At 71.4% G+C, this 18,209-nt stretch carries 16 protein-coding genes; 2 read left to right on the top strand and 14 right to left on the bottom strand.

Annotated features, from left to right (window positions below; translation table 11 throughout):
* Position 1: 1 nt before the first annotated feature.
* The 7 genes from alr to OF819_RS09265 all read right to left on the bottom strand — a co-directional run bounded on the left by alr (position 2) and on the right by OF819_RS09265 (position 8,068).
* Positions 2–1,219, bottom strand: a complete 1,218-nt coding sequence (gene alr / locus OF819_RS09295; RefSeq protein ID WP_267242916.1) for an alanine racemase — start codon at positions 1,217–1,219, stop codon at positions 2–4.
* A 21-nt stretch (positions 1,220–1,240) separates the two neighbouring features.
* Positions 1,241–2,764 (bottom strand): NAD(P)H-hydrate dehydratase, encoded by a 1,524-nt coding sequence (locus OF819_RS09290; protein ID WP_267242915.1) that lies wholly within the window; start codon positions 2,762–2,764, stop codon positions 1,241–1,243.
* A 240-nt stretch (positions 2,765–3,004) separates the two neighbouring features.
* Entirely contained in the window at positions 3,005–3,373 is a 369-nt protein-coding gene (locus OF819_RS09285) for a holo-ACP synthase (RefSeq protein ID WP_267242914.1), read from the bottom strand.
* Positions 3,370–5,217: a glutamine--fructose-6-phosphate transaminase (isomerizing) gene (gene glmS / locus OF819_RS09280; RefSeq protein ID WP_267242913.1), complete on the bottom strand. Its 1,848-nt coding sequence runs from the start codon at positions 5,215–5,217 to the stop codon at positions 3,370–3,372. The genes OF819_RS09285 and glmS overlap by 4 nt, the downstream gene beginning before the upstream one ends.
* Positions 5,218–5,256: 39 nt before the next feature.
* A complete protein-coding gene (locus OF819_RS09275) occupies positions 5,257–6,066 on the bottom strand; it encodes a hypothetical protein (protein WP_267242912.1) in 810 nt (269 codons plus the stop codon).
* Positions 6,067–6,200: 134 nt separating this feature from the next.
* On the bottom strand, positions 6,201–7,010 hold the full coding sequence (locus OF819_RS09270; protein WP_267242911.1) for an ABC transporter permease: 810 nt from the start codon (positions 7,008–7,010) through the stop codon (positions 6,201–6,203).
* Between the two features lie 2 nt (positions 7,011–7,012).
* Entirely contained in the window at positions 7,013–8,068 is a 1,056-nt protein-coding gene (locus OF819_RS09265; protein ID WP_267242910.1) for an ATP-binding cassette domain-containing protein, read from the bottom strand.
* Positions 8,069–8,254: 186 nt separating this feature from the next.
* Between OF819_RS09265 and coaA the strand changes: the two genes are divergently transcribed.
* Positions 8,255–9,250, top strand: coding sequence for a type I pantothenate kinase (gene coaA / locus OF819_RS09260; protein ID WP_267242909.1), 996 nt, complete (start codon positions 8,255–8,257; stop codon positions 9,248–9,250).
* Between the two features lie 95 nt (positions 9,251–9,345).
* Here coaA and glmM read toward each other — a convergent pair whose 3' ends face one another.
* From glmM to OF819_RS09240, 4 genes are all read right to left on the bottom strand, one after another.
* On the bottom strand, positions 9,346–10,704 hold the full coding sequence (glmM, locus tag OF819_RS09255) for a phosphoglucosamine mutase (RefSeq protein WP_267242908.1): 1,359 nt from the start codon (positions 10,702–10,704) through the stop codon (positions 9,346–9,348).
* A 153-nt stretch (positions 10,705–10,857) separates the two neighbouring features.
* Positions 10,858–11,382, bottom strand: a complete 525-nt coding sequence (rpsI, locus tag OF819_RS09250) for a 30S ribosomal protein S9 (RefSeq protein WP_267242907.1) — start codon at positions 11,380–11,382, stop codon at positions 10,858–10,860.
* Between the two features lie 40 nt (positions 11,383–11,422).
* Positions 11,423–11,866 carry a 50S ribosomal protein L13 gene (rplM, locus tag OF819_RS09245; protein ID WP_267242906.1) on the bottom strand — a complete coding sequence of 148 codons (444 nt, stop codon included), beginning with the start codon at positions 11,864–11,866 and terminating at the stop codon, positions 11,423–11,425.
* Positions 11,867–12,187: 321 nt separating this feature from the next.
* Positions 12,188–13,840 carry an ABC-F family ATP-binding cassette domain-containing protein gene (locus OF819_RS09240; RefSeq protein ID WP_267242905.1) on the bottom strand — a complete coding sequence of 551 codons (1,653 nt, stop codon included), beginning with the start codon at positions 13,838–13,840 and terminating at the stop codon, positions 12,188–12,190.
* A 55-nt stretch (positions 13,841–13,895) separates the two neighbouring features.
* Between OF819_RS09240 and OF819_RS09235 the strand changes: the two genes are divergently transcribed.
* Positions 13,896–14,846: a hypothetical protein gene (locus OF819_RS09235; RefSeq protein ID WP_267242904.1), complete on the top strand. Its 951-nt coding sequence runs from the start codon at positions 13,896–13,898 to the stop codon at positions 14,844–14,846.
* Here the strand turns inward: OF819_RS09235 and truA are convergent.
* The 3 genes from truA to OF819_RS09220 all read right to left on the bottom strand — a co-directional run bounded on the left by truA (position 14,802) and on the right by OF819_RS09220 (position 18,109).
* Positions 14,802–15,677, bottom strand: a complete 876-nt coding sequence (gene truA, locus OF819_RS09230) for a tRNA pseudouridine(38-40) synthase TruA (RefSeq protein WP_267242903.1) — start codon at positions 15,675–15,677, stop codon at positions 14,802–14,804. The genes OF819_RS09235 and truA overlap by 45 nt on opposite strands.
* A gap of 125 nt (positions 15,678–15,802) precedes the next feature.
* Complete coding sequence (gene rplQ / locus OF819_RS09225) at positions 15,803–16,267, bottom strand: 50S ribosomal protein L17 (protein WP_267242902.1); 465 nt, start codon at positions 16,265–16,267, stop codon at positions 15,803–15,805.
* 819 nt (positions 16,268–17,086) lie between these two features.
* Positions 17,087–18,109, bottom strand: a complete 1,023-nt coding sequence (locus tag OF819_RS09220) for a DNA-directed RNA polymerase subunit alpha (RefSeq protein WP_003956430.1) — start codon at positions 18,107–18,109, stop codon at positions 17,087–17,089.
* Positions 18,110–18,209 lie beyond the last annotated feature (100 nt).

The following is an 18,209-nucleotide window of genomic DNA, read 5'->3' as shown; positions in this document are numbered from 1 at the left end:
CCTACTCCTCGCGGGCCTCGTGCCCTTCGCGATCCTGATCCTCGTGATCCTCGTTCAGATAGACGCGCGGAACCCGCTTGCCGATGCGTGTGACGATCTCGTACGCGATGGTGCCGGCCGCCTCCGCCCAGTCCTCGGCCGTCGGCTCACCCCGGTCTCCCGGCCCGAACAGCACCGCCTCCGCGCCCTGGGCGACACGCTGCCCACCGGGCTCGTCCGGCCCGAGGTCCACCACGAACTGGTCCATCGCGACCCGGCCGGCCACCCGCCGCCGCTTCCCGCCCACGAGGACCGGGCCGCGCCCGGACGCATGGCGCGGAATGCCGTCGGCGTAACCGAGGGGGACGAGGCCGAGGGTCGTCTCGCCGTCCGTCACATAGTGGTGCCCATAGCTGACGCCGTGGCCCCCGGGAACCTGCTTGACCAGCGCGACAGAGGCGGCCAGCGTCATCACGGGCCGCAGCCCGAAGTCGGCGGGCGTGCCTATATCGGGGCTCGGCGAGACCCCGTAGACGGCGATGCCGGTCCGTACGAGGTCGAAGTGGGACTCGGGGAGGGTCAGCGTCGCCGGGGAGTTGGCGATGTGCCGCACCTCCGGCTCCAGCCCCTCCTTCTCCGCGTAGGCCACCAGATGGCGGAAGGAGTCGAGCTGGGCGGCGATCGAGGGGTGGCCGGGCTCGTCGGCGCAGGCGAAGTGGGACCACAGGCCGGTGACTTTGACCGCGCCCTCGGCCTCGGCGGCGCGCGCGGCCTCGACCAGCTCGGGCCAGTCGGCCGGCTGAGCGCCGTTGCGCCCAAGACCGGAGTCGGCCTTGAGCTGGATCCGGGCCGTCCGGCCCACGGCGCGAGCCGCCGCCACGGCCTCGTCCAGCGCCCACAGGCCGCTCACCGACACATCGACGCCGGCTTCGACGGCTTCGCGCCAGGGGCCGCCGGGGGTCCACAGCCAGCACAGCACCGGCGCGGTGATCCCGGCCTCGCGCAGCGCGAGCGCCTCCTGCGGGAGGGCGGCGCCGAGCCATGTCGCCCCGCCCTGGAGGGCGGCCCGGGCGCAGGGCACCATGCCGTGCCCGTACGCATCGGCCTTCACCACGGCCATCAGCGCGGCCCCCGGGGCGTGGGCGCGCAGCGCGCGGACATTGGCGCGCAGGGCCGAGAGGTCGATCTCGGCCCTGGCCCGGAGCGCGGGTTGCTGTGTCTGGTGCGTCTGGTGGCTCATCGCGCCCAGTGTCTCAGAGCGCTATGACACACCAGGTGCGGCGTACTGCGTGTGCTGCGTGTGCTGCGTGTGCCGGGTGCTCTCAGTGTGCCGGGCGCCCTTGGTGTTCCGGACGTCCCGGCAGGCGGACGGCAGCGCGTCCGCAACCTCCTGGGCGGTGACCGGCGTGCCGCCCCGGGCCGCGGCGAGGCGTGCCGCCAGTCCGTGGAGATACGCCCCGACCGACCCCGCGTCGCGCGCGTCGAGGCCCGCCGCGAGGAGCGAGCCGGTCAGGCCGGACAGAACGTCGCCGCTGCCCGCGGTGGCGAGCCAGGGCGTGCCCATGGGGTTGGCCCGCACCGGTACGGCCTCCCCCGGGGCGGCCACCAGAGTCGTCGAGCCCTTGAGCAGCACGGTCGCCCCGTAGCGGGCGGCCAGCTCCCGTACGGAGGCGAGGCGCGCCGACTCCACCTCCTCGCGGGAGACGCCGAGCAGGGCGGCGGCCTCGCCCGCGTGCGGGGTGAGCAGCGTCGGGGCGGCGCGGTCCCGCACGGTCCGCGGGTCCAGCAGCCGCAGGCCGTCCGCGTCGACCAGCACCGGGACGTCGGAGTCCAGCACATCGCGGACGGCCTCCGCGGCGTCCTCGCCGAGGCCGGGGCCGACCGCCCAGGCCTGGACGCGGCCGGCCTTCGACGGGGGGCCGCCCTGGACCAGGGTCTCCGGGAAGCGGGCGATCACCGCGTCGGCGCCGGGGCCCACATACCGCACGGCTCCCGCGCCGCCGCGCAGCGCGCCCGCGACCGCGAGCACGGCCGCGCCCGGATAGCGCGCGGAGCCGGCCACGACGCCGACGACGCCCCTGCGGTACTTGTCGCTCTCCGCGGCGGGGTGCGGCAGCAGCCGTGCGACATCCGCGTGCTGGAGCGCCTCCAGATCGGGCACGGACGGCAGATGCGCGTCCAGGCCGATGGGCACAAGGCGGACCGGCCCGGCGTGCTCATGGGCCGGGTCGATGAGCAGCCCCGGCTTGTAGGTGCCGAAGGTGACCGTCGCATCGGCGCGCAGGACCTCGCCGCGGACCTCGCCCGTGTCCGCCTCGATCCCGCTGGGGAGGTCGACGGCGACGACGACGGCGTTCGAACCGCGGGCCGCGCGGGCCACGGGGACGGCGTCCGGGCGCAGGCCGCCCTTGCCGCCGATCCCGGTGATGCCGTCCAGGACCAGGTTCGCGGCGGACAGCGCCGCGAACGGGTCGTCGGCGACGCAGCCGCCGGCGGCGAGCAGGTCGGCGAGGCCGCCGGGGTGGGCGCGGTCCGGCGCGAGAAGGACGGCGGCGACGCCGGCTCCGCGGCGGGCGAGGCGGGCGCCGGCGTACAGGGCGTCGCCGCCGTTGTCTCCGCTGCCGGCGAGGATCACCACCCTCGACCCGTACACGCGGCCCAGCAGGCCCGCGCATGCCGCGGCGAGGCCGGCGGCGGCGCGGTGCATCAGGGTGCCCTTGGGGAGCCGGGCCATCAGGGCGGCCTCGGCGGCTCGGACGGTCTCGACGCGGTAGGCGGTACGCATGGTCCTGAGTGTGCCTCAGTGGGTGCGGTGGTGCGGCGACTTGCTCCCGCGGGTGGCGGGTCTCTTGCCCACCCACCCGCCCTCTCGGGTGCGGGTCCTTGCCCACCCGCCCGCCCGCACCCGGCGAGGTGCTGGAAACGTGGGGGTCCCCCCACGCCCCCAGGGCGTAGGGGGAGGGAGGGAGGGACAAGCACTCGCCCGGGCCACAGGCGACCCGCACGAACCGCCGGGCCCGCCCCACTACCCCTCCGCGATCACCACCGCCGACGCCACCCCCGCGTCATGGCTCAGCGAGACATGCCACGCCCGCACCCCCAGCTCCGAGGCTCTCGCCGCCACCGTGCCGGTGACGCGGAGGCGGGGCTGGCCGGAGTCCTCGACGTAGACCTCGGCGTCGGTCCAGTGGAGGCCGGCGGGGGCCCCGAGGGCCTTGGCGACGGCCTCTTTCGCGGCGAAGCGGGCCGCGAGGGAGGCGAAGCCCCGCCGTTCCCCGCTGGGCAGCAGCAGTTCTTGTCGGAGGAAGAGCCGCTCCGCCATCCCCGGCGTGCGCCGCATGGACGCGGTGAAGCGGTCGATCTCGGCGACGTCGATCCCCACCCCGATGATCATTCGACCGTGACCGACTTCGCGAGGTTGCGCGGCTGGTCGACCTCGTTGCCGCGGGCGGTGGCCAGTTCGCAGGCGAAGACCTGGAGCGGCACGGTCGCCACGAGGGGCTGGAGCAGGGTGGGCGTCGCGGGGATGCGGATGAGGTGGTCGGCGTACGGGACGACCGTGTCGTCGCCGTCCTCCGCGATGACGATCGTCCGGGCGCCCCGCGCCCGGATCTCCTGGATATTGGAGACGATCTTGTCGTGGAGCACGGAGCGGCCACGGGGCGACGGCACGACCACCACGACCGGGAGGTCGTTCTCGATGAGCGCGATGGGCCCGTGCTTCAGCTCGCCCGCGGCGAAGCCCTCGGCGTGCATATAGGCGAGTTCCTTGAGCTTCAGCGCGCCCTCCAGGGCGACGGGATAGCCGACGTGCCGCCCCAGGAAGAGCACGGTGTTCTTGTCGGCGAGGGAGCGCGCGAGTTCGCGAACCGGCTCCATGGTGTCGAGGACCTTCTCGACCTGGTGCGAGATGCGCGCCAGGTCGCGGATGACGGCGAGGATCTCGTCGCCCCACTTGGTGCCGCGCACCTGCCCCAGATAGAGGGCGACCAGATAGCAGGCCACGAGCTGGGTGAGAAACGCCTTGGTCGAGGCGACGGCGACCTCCGGTCCGGCGTGTGTGTAGAGCACGGCGTCGGATTCGCGGGGGATCGTGGAGCCGTTGGTGTTGCAGATGGCGAGCACCCTCGCGCCCTGCTCGCGGGCGTGCCGCAGCACCATGAGGGTGTCCATGGTCTCCCCGGACTGGGAGATCGCGATCACCAGGGTGCGCTGGCCGAGGATGGGGTCCCGGTAGCGGAACTCGCTCGCCAGCTCCACTTCGCACGGGACGCGGGTCCAGTGCTCGATGGCGTACTTGGCGATGAGCCCGGCGTGGAAGGCGGTGCCGCAGGCCACGATGACGACCTTGTCGGCCTCCCGGAGCACGGAGACGGGGATGCGGATCTCGTCGAGGGTGAGGGACCCGGCCGCGTCGATGCGGCCCAGCAGCGTGTCGGCGACGGCCTTGGGCTGCTCGGCGATCTCCTTGAGCATGAAGTAGTCGTAACCGCCCTTCTCGGCGGCAGAGGCGTCCCAGTCGACGTGGTACGAGCGGACGTCCGCGGGTGCGCCGTCGAAGTCGGTGATCTCGACCCCGTCGCGGCGCAGTTCCACGACCTGGTCCTGGCCGAGTTCGATCGCCGAGCGGGTGTGGGCGATAAACGCGGCCACATCGGAGGCGAGGAAGGACTCGCCCTCTCCGACGCCCACCACCAGCGGGGAGTTGCGGCGCGCGCCCACGACGACGTCGGGCTCGTCGGCGTGCACGGCGACGAGGGTGAATGCCCCTTCGAGCTGCCGGCACACCTGGCGCATCGACTCGGCCAGGTCGCCGCAGGAGGAGAAGGACTCGGCGAGGAGGTGTGCCACCACCTCGGTGTCCGTCTCGGACGCCAGGGTGTGGCCGCGCTCGGCCAACTCCTCGCGCAGGACGGCGAAGTTCTCGATGATGCCGTTGTGGACGACGGCGACGCGCCCGGCGTTGTCGAGGTGGGGGTGGGCGTTGCGGTCGTTGGGTGCGCCGTGGGTGGCCCACCGGGTGTGCCCGATGCCGGTGGAGCCGCTGGGCAGCGGCCGGTCGACGAGCTCCTTCTCCAGGTTGGCGAGTTTGCCCGCCTTCTTGGCCGCGGCCAGCCCGCCGTCGGCGAGGACGGCGACCCCGCCGGAGTCATATCCGCGGTACTCCAGCCGCTTGAGACCCGCCATGACCACATCGAGCGCCGACTGTCCGCCGACGTAACCCACGATTCCGCACATGGCGGCAGCCTACGACGCACCCCGGCCCGTGGGACGCGGTCAGCCGAGCTTGGCGACCTGCGCGTCGATCACGGCGGTCGGCAGCGGGAAGTCCTTGCCCTCCATAAGGCCGCCGAAGTTGACGGCGACGAAACGGGCCAGCGTGCCGTCCTTGCGGACGACCGCCAGCTTGGTCGGCATGGTGTCGCCCTCCTCCAGGTCGGCGGTGAGCGACCAGCCCACAACCTCCTGACCGCCTGGGACCTTGATCTCCTCCACCTTGGTGATCTTCGTCTTCTCACCCTGGGCGGCGACGGTGAACCCGCCGGAGCAGGTCTTGGCCGCGCTGCGCAGCGAGGCGACGGCCTCCTCGGCGCCCTTCCCCTCGTACGAGGCGAGGCCGACCAGCGTGGAGGTGAGGTTGAAGTTCTGGGCGAGCTGCTCCTGGAGCTCCTCCTCGGTCATGTCCTCGATGGAGAGGTCCTTCTGCTGCTCGGCGGGCTCCTGGGTCGCCTGACGGCTGACGGCCGCGGCGGGCTCGCCCAGTTTCGCTCCGGTCATGGCGTGGGCCAGCGGCTCGCACTCGGACTTGTCGACCGTGATCTGATCGGCGGTGAGGGTGTCGGCGACCGAGGCCTTCTCGATCTTGTGGCCCTTGACGTCACCCTGTGCCAGGACGGCCTTCTCCAGCTCGGCGGCGGTCAGCGTCTTGGCCCCGCCTTCCGCGGCGGCGGGCTTCTCGCTCCGGGCGGCCTCCTTGCCGGAGGACTTGTTCTCCTCATCGGAGGATCCGCTGCAGGCGGTGGCCAGCAGACCCAGGCAGACCGCGGATGCGGCGACGGCGGTACGGCGGACGACGGTGACGCGCATGCGATGGCTCTCCCCGTGTTCAGACGAATGTCGTGAACACGGTAAAGCACGCCCGATCGCAATGATCATCACAGGCCCCGCCGGAACAAGACCGTAATACCCATGTGACCGAACGCCCCTGACGCAGCGTCCTGTCACGCCTTCGCCCGATACGCCCGCATCGCCAGCGGATAGAAAACCAGGGCTATGCCCGCGGCCCAGACCAGCGACCAGAGCACCGGACCGGCGACCGGCCCGCCCAGCAGCAGTCCGCGGAAGGCGTCCGAGAGATGCGACACCGGGTTGACGTTGCTCCATGCCTGGAGCCATCCGGGCATCGTCTCGACCAGCACGAAGGCGCTGCTGGTGAAGGTGATCGGGAAGATCAGAGTGAAGGCGAACGCCTGCACCTTCTCCGCGTCGCCGGCCAGCATCCCGATCAGGACGGCCGACCAGGACACCGCGGCGGCGAAGACGATCACCAGTGCGCCGCCCAGCAGCAGCCCGTCGAACCCGCCAGTGATCCGGAAGCCCAGCGCCAGGCCCAGGCCGATCATCAGCAGCATCGCCCACACATGCTTGGCGAGATCCGCGGTGATCCGCCCGATGAGCGGCGCGGAGCGGGCTATCGGCAGGCTCCGCAGCCGGTCGAAGACGCCCTTGGTCAGGTCGGTGTTGAGCGCCATGGCCGTGTACATCGTCATGAAGAGCGTGTTCTGCACGATGATCCCGGGCAGCGCGTACTTCAGATATGCCTCGGGCGACCCCGCCATCTGCCCGCCCAGCACATAGGTGAACAGAAACACGAACATGATCGGCGTGATGCTGTAGTCCACCAGCTCCAAGGGATTGTGCTTGACCGCCACCAGGCTCCGCCACGCCATCGTGAACGTCTGCTGAAGCCCGGCCAGGGGATGCACCCGCCCGCTCTTGGACAGCGGAGCGGCGACCGTCGTGGCAGCCATGGCTAACGCACCGCCCTCTCGACGTCGTCGCGCCCTTCGCCGGGGGCGTCGCCCGCGACGGCGGCCGCCTCAGCGGCCGTCTCAGCAGCCGCCTCAGCGGCCTCGGAGGGCTGCTCCGACCGGCCGGGCCCGGCCCGGTGCCCGGTCAGCGCGAGGAACACCTCGTCGAGGGAGGAGCGGCGCAGGGTCAGTTCCCCCACGGCTATGCCCTCGCCGTCCAGCCTGCGCACCACGGCGGGCATCAGCGCCGGATCCTTCACCGGGGCGGTGATCGAGTCGCCCTCGATCTGCGTCTGCGGGCCCGCGGCCTCCATCACCAGCACATGGGCGGTCATCAGATCCGCCCGGTGCACCGGCCTGACCTGGAGCACCTGTCCTCCGACCTGCGCCTTCAGCTCGTTCGGCGTGCCTTCGGCGATGACCCGGCCCTTGTCGATCACCACGATCCGGTCGGCGAGCTGATCGGCCTCGTTCAGATACTGGGTGGTGAGCAGCGCGGTCACCCCGTCGGCCACCAGGCCGCGCAGCATGTCCCACAGCTCGCCCCTGCTGTGCGGATCGAGCCCCGTCGTCGGCTCGTCAAGGAACAGAATCCTCGGCCGTCCGACCAGGCTGGCCGCCAGGTCGAGCCGTCGCCGCATACCGCCGGAGAACGTCTTCACGGCCCGCCCCGCGGCCTCCGAGAGCTGAAAGCGCTCCAGCAGCTCCTTGGCCCGCGCCCTGGAGTCGCGCCGCGGCATGCCCAGCAGCCGGCCGATCAGCAGCAGATTCTCGGTGCCGGTGAGATTCTCGTCCACTGCCGCGTACTGCCCGGTCAGGCCGACCGCCGCGCGCACCGCGCTCGCTTCCCGCACCACGTCGTGACCGGCGACCTCGGCTCTGCCGCCGTCTGGCTGCAGCAGTGTGGCGAAGATCCGGACGGCCGTGGTCTTCCCCGCGCCATTGGGCCCGAGCATCCCGAGCACCGAGCCGGTGCGTGCCGCCAGGTCCACCCCGGCGAGCGCCTGGGTCTCCTTGAAGCGTTTGGCCAGGCCCTCCGCCTGGATCGCGTACGTCATGGGATTCCCCTCGGATCGGCGGACACCGGCTGCGAGCGCCGGGGTCAGCGCTCACTTCTCTGACAACTGTGACGCACGCCACTGACATTCCTCATCGGTCAGCAGGTCATAAATGGGCAAAACAGTCGCAACCCACGTGACCGAACCCACGACCCACAGCCGCCGTACAGCCGTGACAATGGCTGAGTGATCTCTTCGCCGCCACGAAGCGCCCACCGTCGCTCCGAGCCCGCCCCCACCCCGTATGTCGATCTGACCCGCGCCGAGTGGAGCGCGCTGCGTGACAAGACCCCGCTCCCCCTCACCGCCGAGGAGGTCGAGCGGCTGCGCGGTCTCGGCGACGTCATCGATCTGGACGAGGTCCGGGACGTCTATCTCCCGCTGTCCCGGCTGCTCAATCTGTATGTGCAGGCCACAGCCGGTCTGCGGGGTGCGCTCAACACATTCCTGGGCGACGCGGGAGACGGCCACGGCGCACAGCGCGGCACGCCCTTCGTCATAGGGGTCGCGGGCAGCGTCGCCGTCGGCAAGTCGACCGTCGCCCGGCTGCTGCAGGCGCTGCTGGCCCGCTGGCCCGAGCACCCGCGCGTGGAGCGGGTCACCACCGACGGCTTTCTGCTGCCCATGAAGGAGCTCCAGTCCCGCGGGCTGATGTCGCGGAAAGGTTTCCCCGAGTCCTACGACCGGCGGGCGCTGACCCGCTTCGTCGCCGATATCAAGGCGGGAAAAGACGAGGTCACCGCCCCCGTCTACTCCCATCTGATCTATGACAGAGTGCCGGGCGAGGTGCTGACCGTGCGCCGTCCGGACATCCTGATCGTCGAGGGGCTGAACGTTCTGCAGCCCGCCCTGCCCGGCAAGGACGGCCGCACCCGGGTCGGTCTGGCCGACTACTTCGACTTCAGCGTGTATGTGGACGCCCGCCCCGAGGACATCGAGACCTGGTACCTCAACCGCTTCCGCAAGCTGCGCGAGACGGCCTTCCAGAACCCGTTCTCGTACTTCCGCAAGTACACCCAGGTCTCCGAGGAGGAGGCGCTGGACTACGCGCGCACCACCTGGCGCACCGTCAACAAGGTGAACCTGCTGGAGAATGTGGCCCCCACCCGCGGCCGCGCCACGCTGGTGCTGCGCAAGGGCCCGGACCACAAGGTCCAGCGCCTGTCGCTGCGCAAGCTCTGACCGACCGCACAACGGCCCGACACGGCGAAGGGCCGCCCCCCGCGGGGGCGGCCCTTCGCGTACAGCCAGCGGCCCTTGACGCTTCGTCAGCCGGGTCAGCCCAGCGCCGACTTCACCACATCGGCGAGACGGCTCGCGACCGACCGCGCCTGCTCCAGGTCCGCGGCCTCGACCATGACGCGCACCAGCGGCTCGGTCCCGGAGGGACGCAGCAGGACCCGGCCCGTCTCGCCCAGCTCACGCTCCGCCTCCGCCACGGCGCTCGCCAGCTCGGCCGAGGTCTTCACCCGCGACTTGTCCACGTCCTTGACGTTGATCAGCACCTGCGGCAGCCGCTCCATCACCGCCGCCAGCTCCGCCAGCGGACGGCCGGTCGCCGCGACACGCGCGGCCAGCAGCAGCCCGGTGAGCGTGCCGTCGCCCGTCGTGGCGTGGTCCAGCACGATCACATGCCCGGACTGCTCGCCGCCGAGCGCGTAGCCGTGCTCCTTCATCGCCTCCAGGACGTACCGGTCGCCGACCGCGGTCTGCACCAGCGTTACGCCCTCCCGCTCCATGGCCAGCTTGAAGCCGAGGTTCGACATAACGGTGGCGACGACCGTGTCGCCGCGCAGCGCACCGGCCTCGCGCAGGGCGAGCGCGAGCACCGCCAGGATCTGGTCGCCGTCGATCTCGTTGCCCGCCGCGTCCACGGCGAGGCAGCGGTCGGCGTCTCCGTCGTGCGCGATGCCGAAGTCCGCGCCGTGCTCGACGACGGCCGCCTTCAGCTGGTCCAGATGGGTGGAGCCGCAGCCGTCGTTGATGTTGAGGCCGTCCGGGGAGGCGCCGATGGTCACCACTTCGGCCCCGGCCCGGGCGAACGCCTCGGGGGAGACCCGGGCGGCCGCGCCGTGCGCCTCGTCGAGGACGACCTTCAGCCCGTCGAGACGGTTGGGCAGCACGCCGATGAGATGGGCGACGTACTTGTCGAAGCCCTCGTCGTAGTCCCGCACCCGGCCCACGCCGGCTCCGGTCGGCCGGTCCCACGGCGCGCCGGTCCTGTGCTCCGCGTAGACGGCCTCGATACGGTCCTCCAGCTCGTCGGCCAGCTTATGGCCGCCGCGCGCGAAGAACTTGATGCCGTTGTCGGGCATCGCGTTGTGGCTCGCGGAGAGCATCACACCGAGGTCAGCGCCGAGCGCGCCGGTCAGATACGCGACGGCGGGCGTCGGCAGCACACCGACGCGCAGCACGTCGACACCGGCGCTGGCGAGCCCGGCGACGACGGCAGCTTCCAGGAACTCTCCTGAGGCACGGGGATCGCGTCCGACCACGGCGGTCGGCCGATGCCCTTCAAACGTCCCCGCCTCGGCCAGCACATGCGCCGCCGCGACCGACAGGCCGAGCGCCAGCTCCGCCGTCAGATCCGCATTGGCGACACCGCGCACACCGTCCGTGCCGAAGAGTCGTCCCACAGCTGTCCTCCGAGAGTTGCTCCGTACTGCGAAAATCCGGGCCCCTGGGCGTGTCCTCGCTCGTTATACGCCCCGGGCCGGTCAATGACGAACGCCCCGGCAGCACGGAGTGCCGCCGGGGCGTTCCAGTAGCCGTTGCAGGCCAGCGCGCGATTAGCGCTTGCTGTACTGCGGGGCCTTGCGGGCCTTCTTCAGACCGGCCTTCTTGCGCTCGACCGCACGGTCGTCGCGGCGGAGGAAGCCGGCCTTCTTCAGGGCGCCGCGGTTGTTCTCCACGTCCGCCTCGTTCAGCGCGCGGGCCACGCCGAGGCGCAGCGCGCCGGCCTGGCCGGAGACGCCGCCGCCCGCGATGCGGGCGATGACGTCATAGCGGCCCTCAAGCTCAAGCACCTTGAAGGGCTCGTTGACTTCCTGCTGGTGCACCTTGTTGGGGAAGTAGTCCTCAAGGGTGCGACCGTTGATCTTCCACTTGCCGGAGCCGGGGACGATCCGGACACGGGCGATCGCGTTCTTGCGACGGCCCAGGCCGGCGGCCGGCTGCGGCTCGCCGAAGCGGGACGCCATGGACTCAGTGGTGTACTCGCCCTCGAGCGGCGTCTCGGACTCGGTGGTGTAGTGCTCGATGTCGACGTTCTCGACGTTCTCGTCGAGAGGCTGCTCAGCGGTGGTCTCGGCCACGATTCTCCTCAGATTCTCTTCGTCTTAGGGGTGGCCGGACTTACTGCGCGACCTGGGTGATCTCGTACGGGACCGGCTGCTGAGCGCCGTGCGGGTGCTGGTCGCCCGCGTAGACCTTCAGCTTCGAGAGCATCTGACGGCCCAGGCTGTTCTTGGGGAGCATGCCCTTGACGGCCTTCTCGACGGCCTTCTCGGGGTTCTTCTCAAGCAGCTCGTCGTAGCGGACGGAGCGCAGACCACCCGGGTAGCCGGAGTGGCGGTACGCCATCTTCTGGGTCCGCTTGTTGCCGGAGAGGTGCACCTTATCGGCGTTGATGATGATGACGAAGTCACCAGCGTCAACGTGCGGAGCATAGATCGGCTTGTGCTTGCCCCGCAGAAGGGTTGCGGCGGTGGTCGCCAGACGGCCCAGGACAACGTCCTGCGCGTCGATGATGTGCCACTGGCGCGTCACATCGCCGGGCTTGGGGCTGTACGTACGCACGGTCGTAGCCTTCGCTTCTTCAGTGAATGGGGTCCTGACAAGGCCACCCGGACGATCACGACAGCCTTGGCAGCACTGCGGTGACGCAAACCGCGTGCCTGCCGCTGGTCATCGGCCCGGTGGACCGGCGTAAGGGCCCGTCACGTGAGATAGAGCAAGCCAATACGCATAACGAACCAGAAGAATAGCCGGACGGCCGCCTCGCGGTCAAAACGACGGCAGCGCCTCCGGCGGGGTGCGAGTGCGCCTCCCGGCCCCGGGCGCCCCGTGCGGCGCGGGGCCCCCGGGGCCGGGGCCCGGGGCCCGGGCCCCCCGGGAGGCTCACCGCGCTCGCTGGACCCTCCGCTCATCCCAGACCGGACCCTCCGTCTCCCGGACCCGCCCATCCGCGCCGAAGACCAGAAAGCGGTCGAACGAGCGAGCGAACCACCGGTCGTGCGTCACCGCCAGCACCGTCCCCTCGTACGCCTCCAGCCCCTCCTGCAGCGCCTCAGCACTCTCCAGGTCCAGGTTGTCCGTCGGCTCGTCGAGGAGCAGGGCCGTCGTGCCGGCGAGCTCCAGCAGCAGGATCTGGAAGCGGGCCTGCTGTCCGCCGGACAGCTTCTCGAACACCTGGTCGCCCTGGCGCTCCAGCTCATACCGCCGCAGCGCGCTCATCGCCCTGCCCCGGTCCTTGGCATGCTCAGTCCACAGGATGTCGACGAGCGTCCGCCCGAGCAGCTCCGGATGCGCATGGGTCTGGGCGAAGTGTCCCGGCACCACGCGCGCGCCCAGCTTCCACTCGCCCTCGTGCGCCACCGGCTCCCCCGCCAGCAGCCGCAGGAAGTGGGACTTCCCGGAGCCGTTCGAACCGAGCACCGCGACCCGCTCCCCGTAGAAGACCTCCAGGTCGAACGGTTTCATCAGCCCGGTCAGCGCCAGCCGGGCGCAGGTCAGCGCCCGCACCCCGGTCCGCCCGCCCCGCAGCCGCATACGGATGTCCTGCTCCCTCGGCGGCTCCGGCGGCGGCCCGGCGTCCTCGAACCTCTTCAGCCGGGTCTGCATCGCGCGGTAGCGGGAGGCCATGTCGGGACTGTTCGCCGCCTGCTGCCGCAGCCGCAGCACCAGCGCCTTCAGCCGTGCGTGCTCCTCGTCCCAGCGCCGCTTCAGCTCCTCGAACCGCGCGAACCTCTCCCGCCGCGCCTCGTGGAACGTCCCGAAGCCCCCGCCGTGCACCCAGACGTCCGACCCCGCCGGCCCCGGCTCCACCGCCACGATCTTCTGGGCCGACCGTGCCAGCAGCTCCCGGTCATGCGAGACGAACAGCACCGTCTTACGGGTCTCGGCCAGCCGCTCCTCCAGCCACCGCTTGCCGGGAACGTCCAGATAGTTGTCCGGCTCATCCAGCAGCAGCACCTCGTCCGGGCCGCGCAGCAGCGCCTCCAGCACCAGCCGCTTCTGCTCACCCCCGCTGAGCGTCCGCACCTGACGCCACTGGGCCTTCTCATACGGGACGCCCAGCGCCGCCGTCGTGCAGATGTCCCAGACCGTCTCGGCCTCGTACCCCCGCGCCTCCGCCCAGTCGCTCAGCGCCTGCGCATACCGCAGCTGCGCCGCCTCATCGTCCACCGTCATGATCAATTGTTCGGCCGCGTCGACCGCCCGCGCCGCCTGGCGGATACGCGGCTGGGCCACTGACACCAGCAGATCGCGCACCGTGCGCTCGTCCCTCCCCCGTAGCCCTCCGGGCACGGGAGGTGCCCCCATCGAGCCAATGAATTGAGGCATCACCCCCAGCCCGCCGCTCGCGGACACCGACCCTCCGTGCGGCTGCAGCTCCCCCGCCAGCAGCCGCAGCAGCGTCGTCTTGCCCGCGCCGTTCGCCCCCACCAGCGCGGCCACCGCACCCTCGCCCACCCGGAACGAGGCATCGGCCAGCAGCGCCCGCCCATCCGGCAGGTAGTACTCCAGATGCGCGGCTTCCAGATGTCCCATGCGCCGATTCTGACCGGGCGGAGCGGTCTCCCCCAACAGGTTTAGGATGCGCGGCATGAGCTTTGGGCAGGGGGGACCTCAGTGGAGCCCCGGAGGATCACAGCAGCAGCCGCAGCACCAGTTCAATCCGCACAACCCCTACGGGCAGCCGTCGTCCGACCCCCTGGGGGGCGGGTCCCAGAGTCCTGACTGGGCCGCTCTCGCCGACGCCTCCGCCACCCGTGCGCGCCGCAAGCGCTGGCTGCTGATCGGCGGGGGCGCGCTCGCCGCCGCGGCGGTCGCCGGCATCGTCGCAACCGCGATCGTCACCGCCAACGGCTCCGGCGACGACCGGCGCGCGGGCGGCACGGGCGCCAGCCAGCTCCCCGGGCCCCCGGATCTGTCGTCCGACACCGCGCGGCCCGAGCCGTCCTTCTCCTCCGTCGCCCCGCTGCCGCCGCCCGACCCCAAGGAGTTCATCTCCAGCGCCGACAAGGACACGGCCCCGCTGAGCGCCGGCTCGCTGTTCCCCGGCAAGCGGCTCACCATGGGCGACCGCGGCTATCTGAAGGGCGCGACCGGCGACACCGAGAACTGCGCCGCCGTCGCCAAGGGCGGACTCGGCGCGGTCCTGACCGCCAACGGCTGCGACCGGGTGCTGCGCGCCACGTACACGCGGGACGGCATCGCCGTCACCGTCGGCGTCGCCGTCTTCGAGACAGAGGCCAAGGCGAAGAAGACCGTGGAGCAGTCGGCCGGCAGCATCGCCCCGCTGCCCGGCGCGGGCGTCCCCGCCTTCTGCAAAGGCGGCCCGGTGTGCCGCTTCACCGCCAACCACTACGGGCGCTACGCCTACTTCACCGCCACCGGCTACACCACGCCCAAGTCCGTCACCAAGGACGACTCCAAGGCCTTCCAGAGCGGGGACGACGTGGCGGAGTTCACCTTCCGGCAGATCGTGCGCCGCGGCGAGGCACAGGCCTCAGCAGCAGCCACCGCCCCCGCCGGGAGCGCCGGCGGGCAGTGACCGCCTGTTGCGGGCCTCGCGGTTGCGGGCGGCCAGCAGCTCGTCCGCCGGATAGCCGACCTCTTCGAGGGTCAGGCCATGCGGCCGTACGACATGCACGGCGGAGTCCCGTACGCCCGCGGCCAGCACCTTCGCCGGCCAGTCCGGCGGCCGGTGGCCGTCGCCCACGAACAGCAGCGCGCCGACGAGCGAGCGCACCATGTTGTGGCAGAAGGCGTCGGCGCGCACGGTCGCGGTGAGAATCCCGGACGCCGGGTCCCGCTCCCAGAAGAGCTGCTGGAGGGTCCTGATGGTGGTCGCGCCGTCGCGCTTCTTGCAGTACGCGGCGAAGTCATGCTCGCCGACCAGACCGCGGGCCGCCTCGTTCATGGCGTCGGCGTCCAGCGGCCAGTCGTGCCAGAGGACGTGGCCGCGCAGCAGCGGGTCGACGCCGCCGGGATTGTCGGTCACACGGTAGGCGTAGCGCCGCCAGATCGCCGAGAAGCGGGCGTTGAAACCGGCGGGGGCCTCGGTGACCCGCCATACGCGGACATCGTGCGACAGCCGTCCGGCCAGCCGCCGCAGCAGCTTGTCCCGGTGCCCGGCCCAGACCTCCTCGGGCAGATCCACGTGCGCGACCTGTCCGCGGGCGTGCACGCCCGCGTCGGTGCGGCCCGCGACCGTCAGCTCGTACGTCTGCGAGGAGCGGGTCACCGTGCGCAGGGCGTCCTCGATCTCCCCCTGGACGGTCCGCTGACCGCGGGCCTGCTTGGCCCAGCCGGAGAAGTCCCTGCCGTCGTACGACAGATCCAGCCGCACCCGTACGAAGCCGGGCTCCACCTCATCGCTCACGCGATCGATCCTCTCAAACCGCTGCACACACGGAACGGGCCCGCCCCCGAGGGGTGCGGGCCCGTCCGCCGGCCAGAGCCCCGCCGGGCCCGGCCTTCACCCCCGCTCACACGGGAGCTGGAGGCTCACGCCTCCTTGGACTCCTCGGCCGGAGCCTCGGCGGCCTGCTCGGCCTCCTTCACCGCGCGCTTGGTCGCGGCCTCGGCCTCGGCGACGGTCGCCTTCTTGGCGATCTCGCCCTCGACCAGCTCGATCACAGCCATCGGGGCGTTGTCGCCACGACGGTTGCCGATCTTGGTGATACGGGTGTAGCCACCCGGGCGCTCGGCGTAGCGCGGAGCGATCTCGGTGAAGAGCGTGTGGACGATGCCCTTGTCCGTGATCGTCTGCAGCACCTGGCGACGGTTGTGGATGTCGCCCTTCTTCGCCTTGGTGATCAGACGCTCCGCGACCGGACGCAGGCGGCGGGCCTTGGCCTCGGTCGTGGTGATGCGGCCGTGCTCGAAGAGCGACTTCGCGAGGTTCGCGAGAAGCAGCTTCTCGTGCGCGGCGCTGCCGCCCAGACGGGCGCCCTTGGCGGGCTTCGGCATGGTTCTTCTCCTTGTGATCTGCACCGGCCGTATCAGGTACCGATGTCAGCCTGTGCGAGGGGCTTGCGGCCCCTCGCGCACCCCCGGTCGGTGACCGGGGAAACCTTGTCCGCCCGGGCTGCCGCCCGGGCCCTGCACTTCCGGCCTGCGGCCGGCCCGCCCCGCGACGCGGAGCGCTGCGCACCTGGCCGGTGCGCCCTTCTCGCGGCCCAGCATGCCTGGCCCGGTGCGCTTCCGCGCCTCGCAGGGCCAAGATGCCACCCACACCACGGCGAATGCATCGCTTCCCGGCCCCGACCCGGAGGACCGACGGAGCCGACAACGCCAGGCCAAGGCCGACGCCTCCCCCGGCCTTGAGGACCAAGACCCTTCCCACACCCGGGCCGGTGCGTGCCTCCCCGCCCCGAGCGACCGGAGAGCCACCCGACGGAGCCGGGCCACTCCTCACGGCCCGGAGGGCCGGAGAAAGAAACCGTACCGGCGGAGCCGGGTACAGCGCTCCGGGGGCGAAGCCCCGGAGAGGCAAGCCGACCCGCAGGGTCGCAGAACGGCCACGCGAACCAGGCAACCTCCCCCGGCCCGAAAGGACCGCAGAACCACCCGGCCGCAGCCGGTCAGACGCCCCACGGCCATGCCGGACGGCAAACCGCCCCCGGCCCGGAGCGCCGCGGAACCGCCCGGCCGGAGCCGGGCAACCCCATACGGCCCGGAGGGCCGGAGAAACCACACCGGTGCCGGGGCGGAGCCCCGGGGAAGGTGCGCCGCGGCCCGCAGGGCGAGGGGCCCACGCCGTGGGCCCCGTAACCCTGCGGGAGGCACTCAGTACTGCTCGGTCTCGACGAAGCCCGCGTCCGCGTCGTCGTCCGCCCCGAAGGCGTCCGCCGCGGCGGTCGGGTCGAATCCGGGCGGGCTGTCCTTGAGGGCCAGGCCCATGCCGGCCAGCTTCGCCTTGACCTCGTCGATCGACTTCGCGCCGAAGTTGCGGATGTCGAGCAGGTCGGCCTCGGAGCGCGCGACGAGCTCGCCCACGGAGTGGATGCCCTCACGCTTGAGGCAGTTGTACGAGCGGACCGTGAGCTCCAGCTCCTCGATCGGCAGCGCCAGGTCCGCGGCGAGGGCGGCGTCCGTCGGGGACGGGCCCATGTCGATGCCCTCGGCGTCGATGTTGAGCTCGCGCGCCAGACCGAACAGCTCGACCAGCGTCTTGCCGGCCGACGCCATGGCGTCACGCGGACGCATGGCCTGCTTGGTCTCGACGTCGACGATCAGCTTGTCGAAGTCGGTGCGCTGCTCGACACGCGTGGCCTCGACCTTGTACGTGACCTTGAGCACCGGCGAGTAGATGGAGTCGACCGGGATACGGCCGATCTCCTGGCCCACCTGCTTGTTCTGCACGGCGGAGACATAGCCGCGACCGCGCTCGACGGTCAGCTCCATCTCCAGCTTGCCCTTGCCGTTCAGCGTGGCGAGCACCAGGTCGGGGTTGTGCACCTCGACACCGGCCGGCGGCGCGATGTCGGCGGCGGTGACCAGGCCCGGACCCTGCTTGCGCAGGTACATCACGACCGGCTCGTCGTGCTCGCTGCTCACGACCAGCTGCTTGATGTTGAGGATGAGGTCGGTGACGTCCTCCTTGACGCCCGGCACGGTGGTGAACTCGTGCAGAACTCCGTCGATGCGGATGGACGTGACCGCCGCACCCGGGATCGAGGAGAGGAGCGTACGGCGGAGGGAGTTGCCGAGGGTGTAGCCGAAGCCCGGCTCCAGCGGCTCGATGACGAACCGGGAGCGGTACTCGTCGACGACCTCTTCGGTCAACGAGGGACGCTGAGCGATCAGCATGTGTGGATCAGATCCTTCAGTCGTGGGCGCCCGCTATTTGACGCCCGACGGGTACTGCGTACTGCAAGGGTACGGGCGGCACGGCCCTTTCGAGCCGTAC

This window comes from Streptomyces sp. PR69 (assembly GCF_026420845.1).
Lineage (GTDB): Bacteria > Actinomycetota > Actinomycetes > Streptomycetales > Streptomycetaceae > Streptomyces.
Note: the sequence above shows the minus strand (reverse complement) of the source record. Positions and strands in the feature narration are given on the sequence as shown.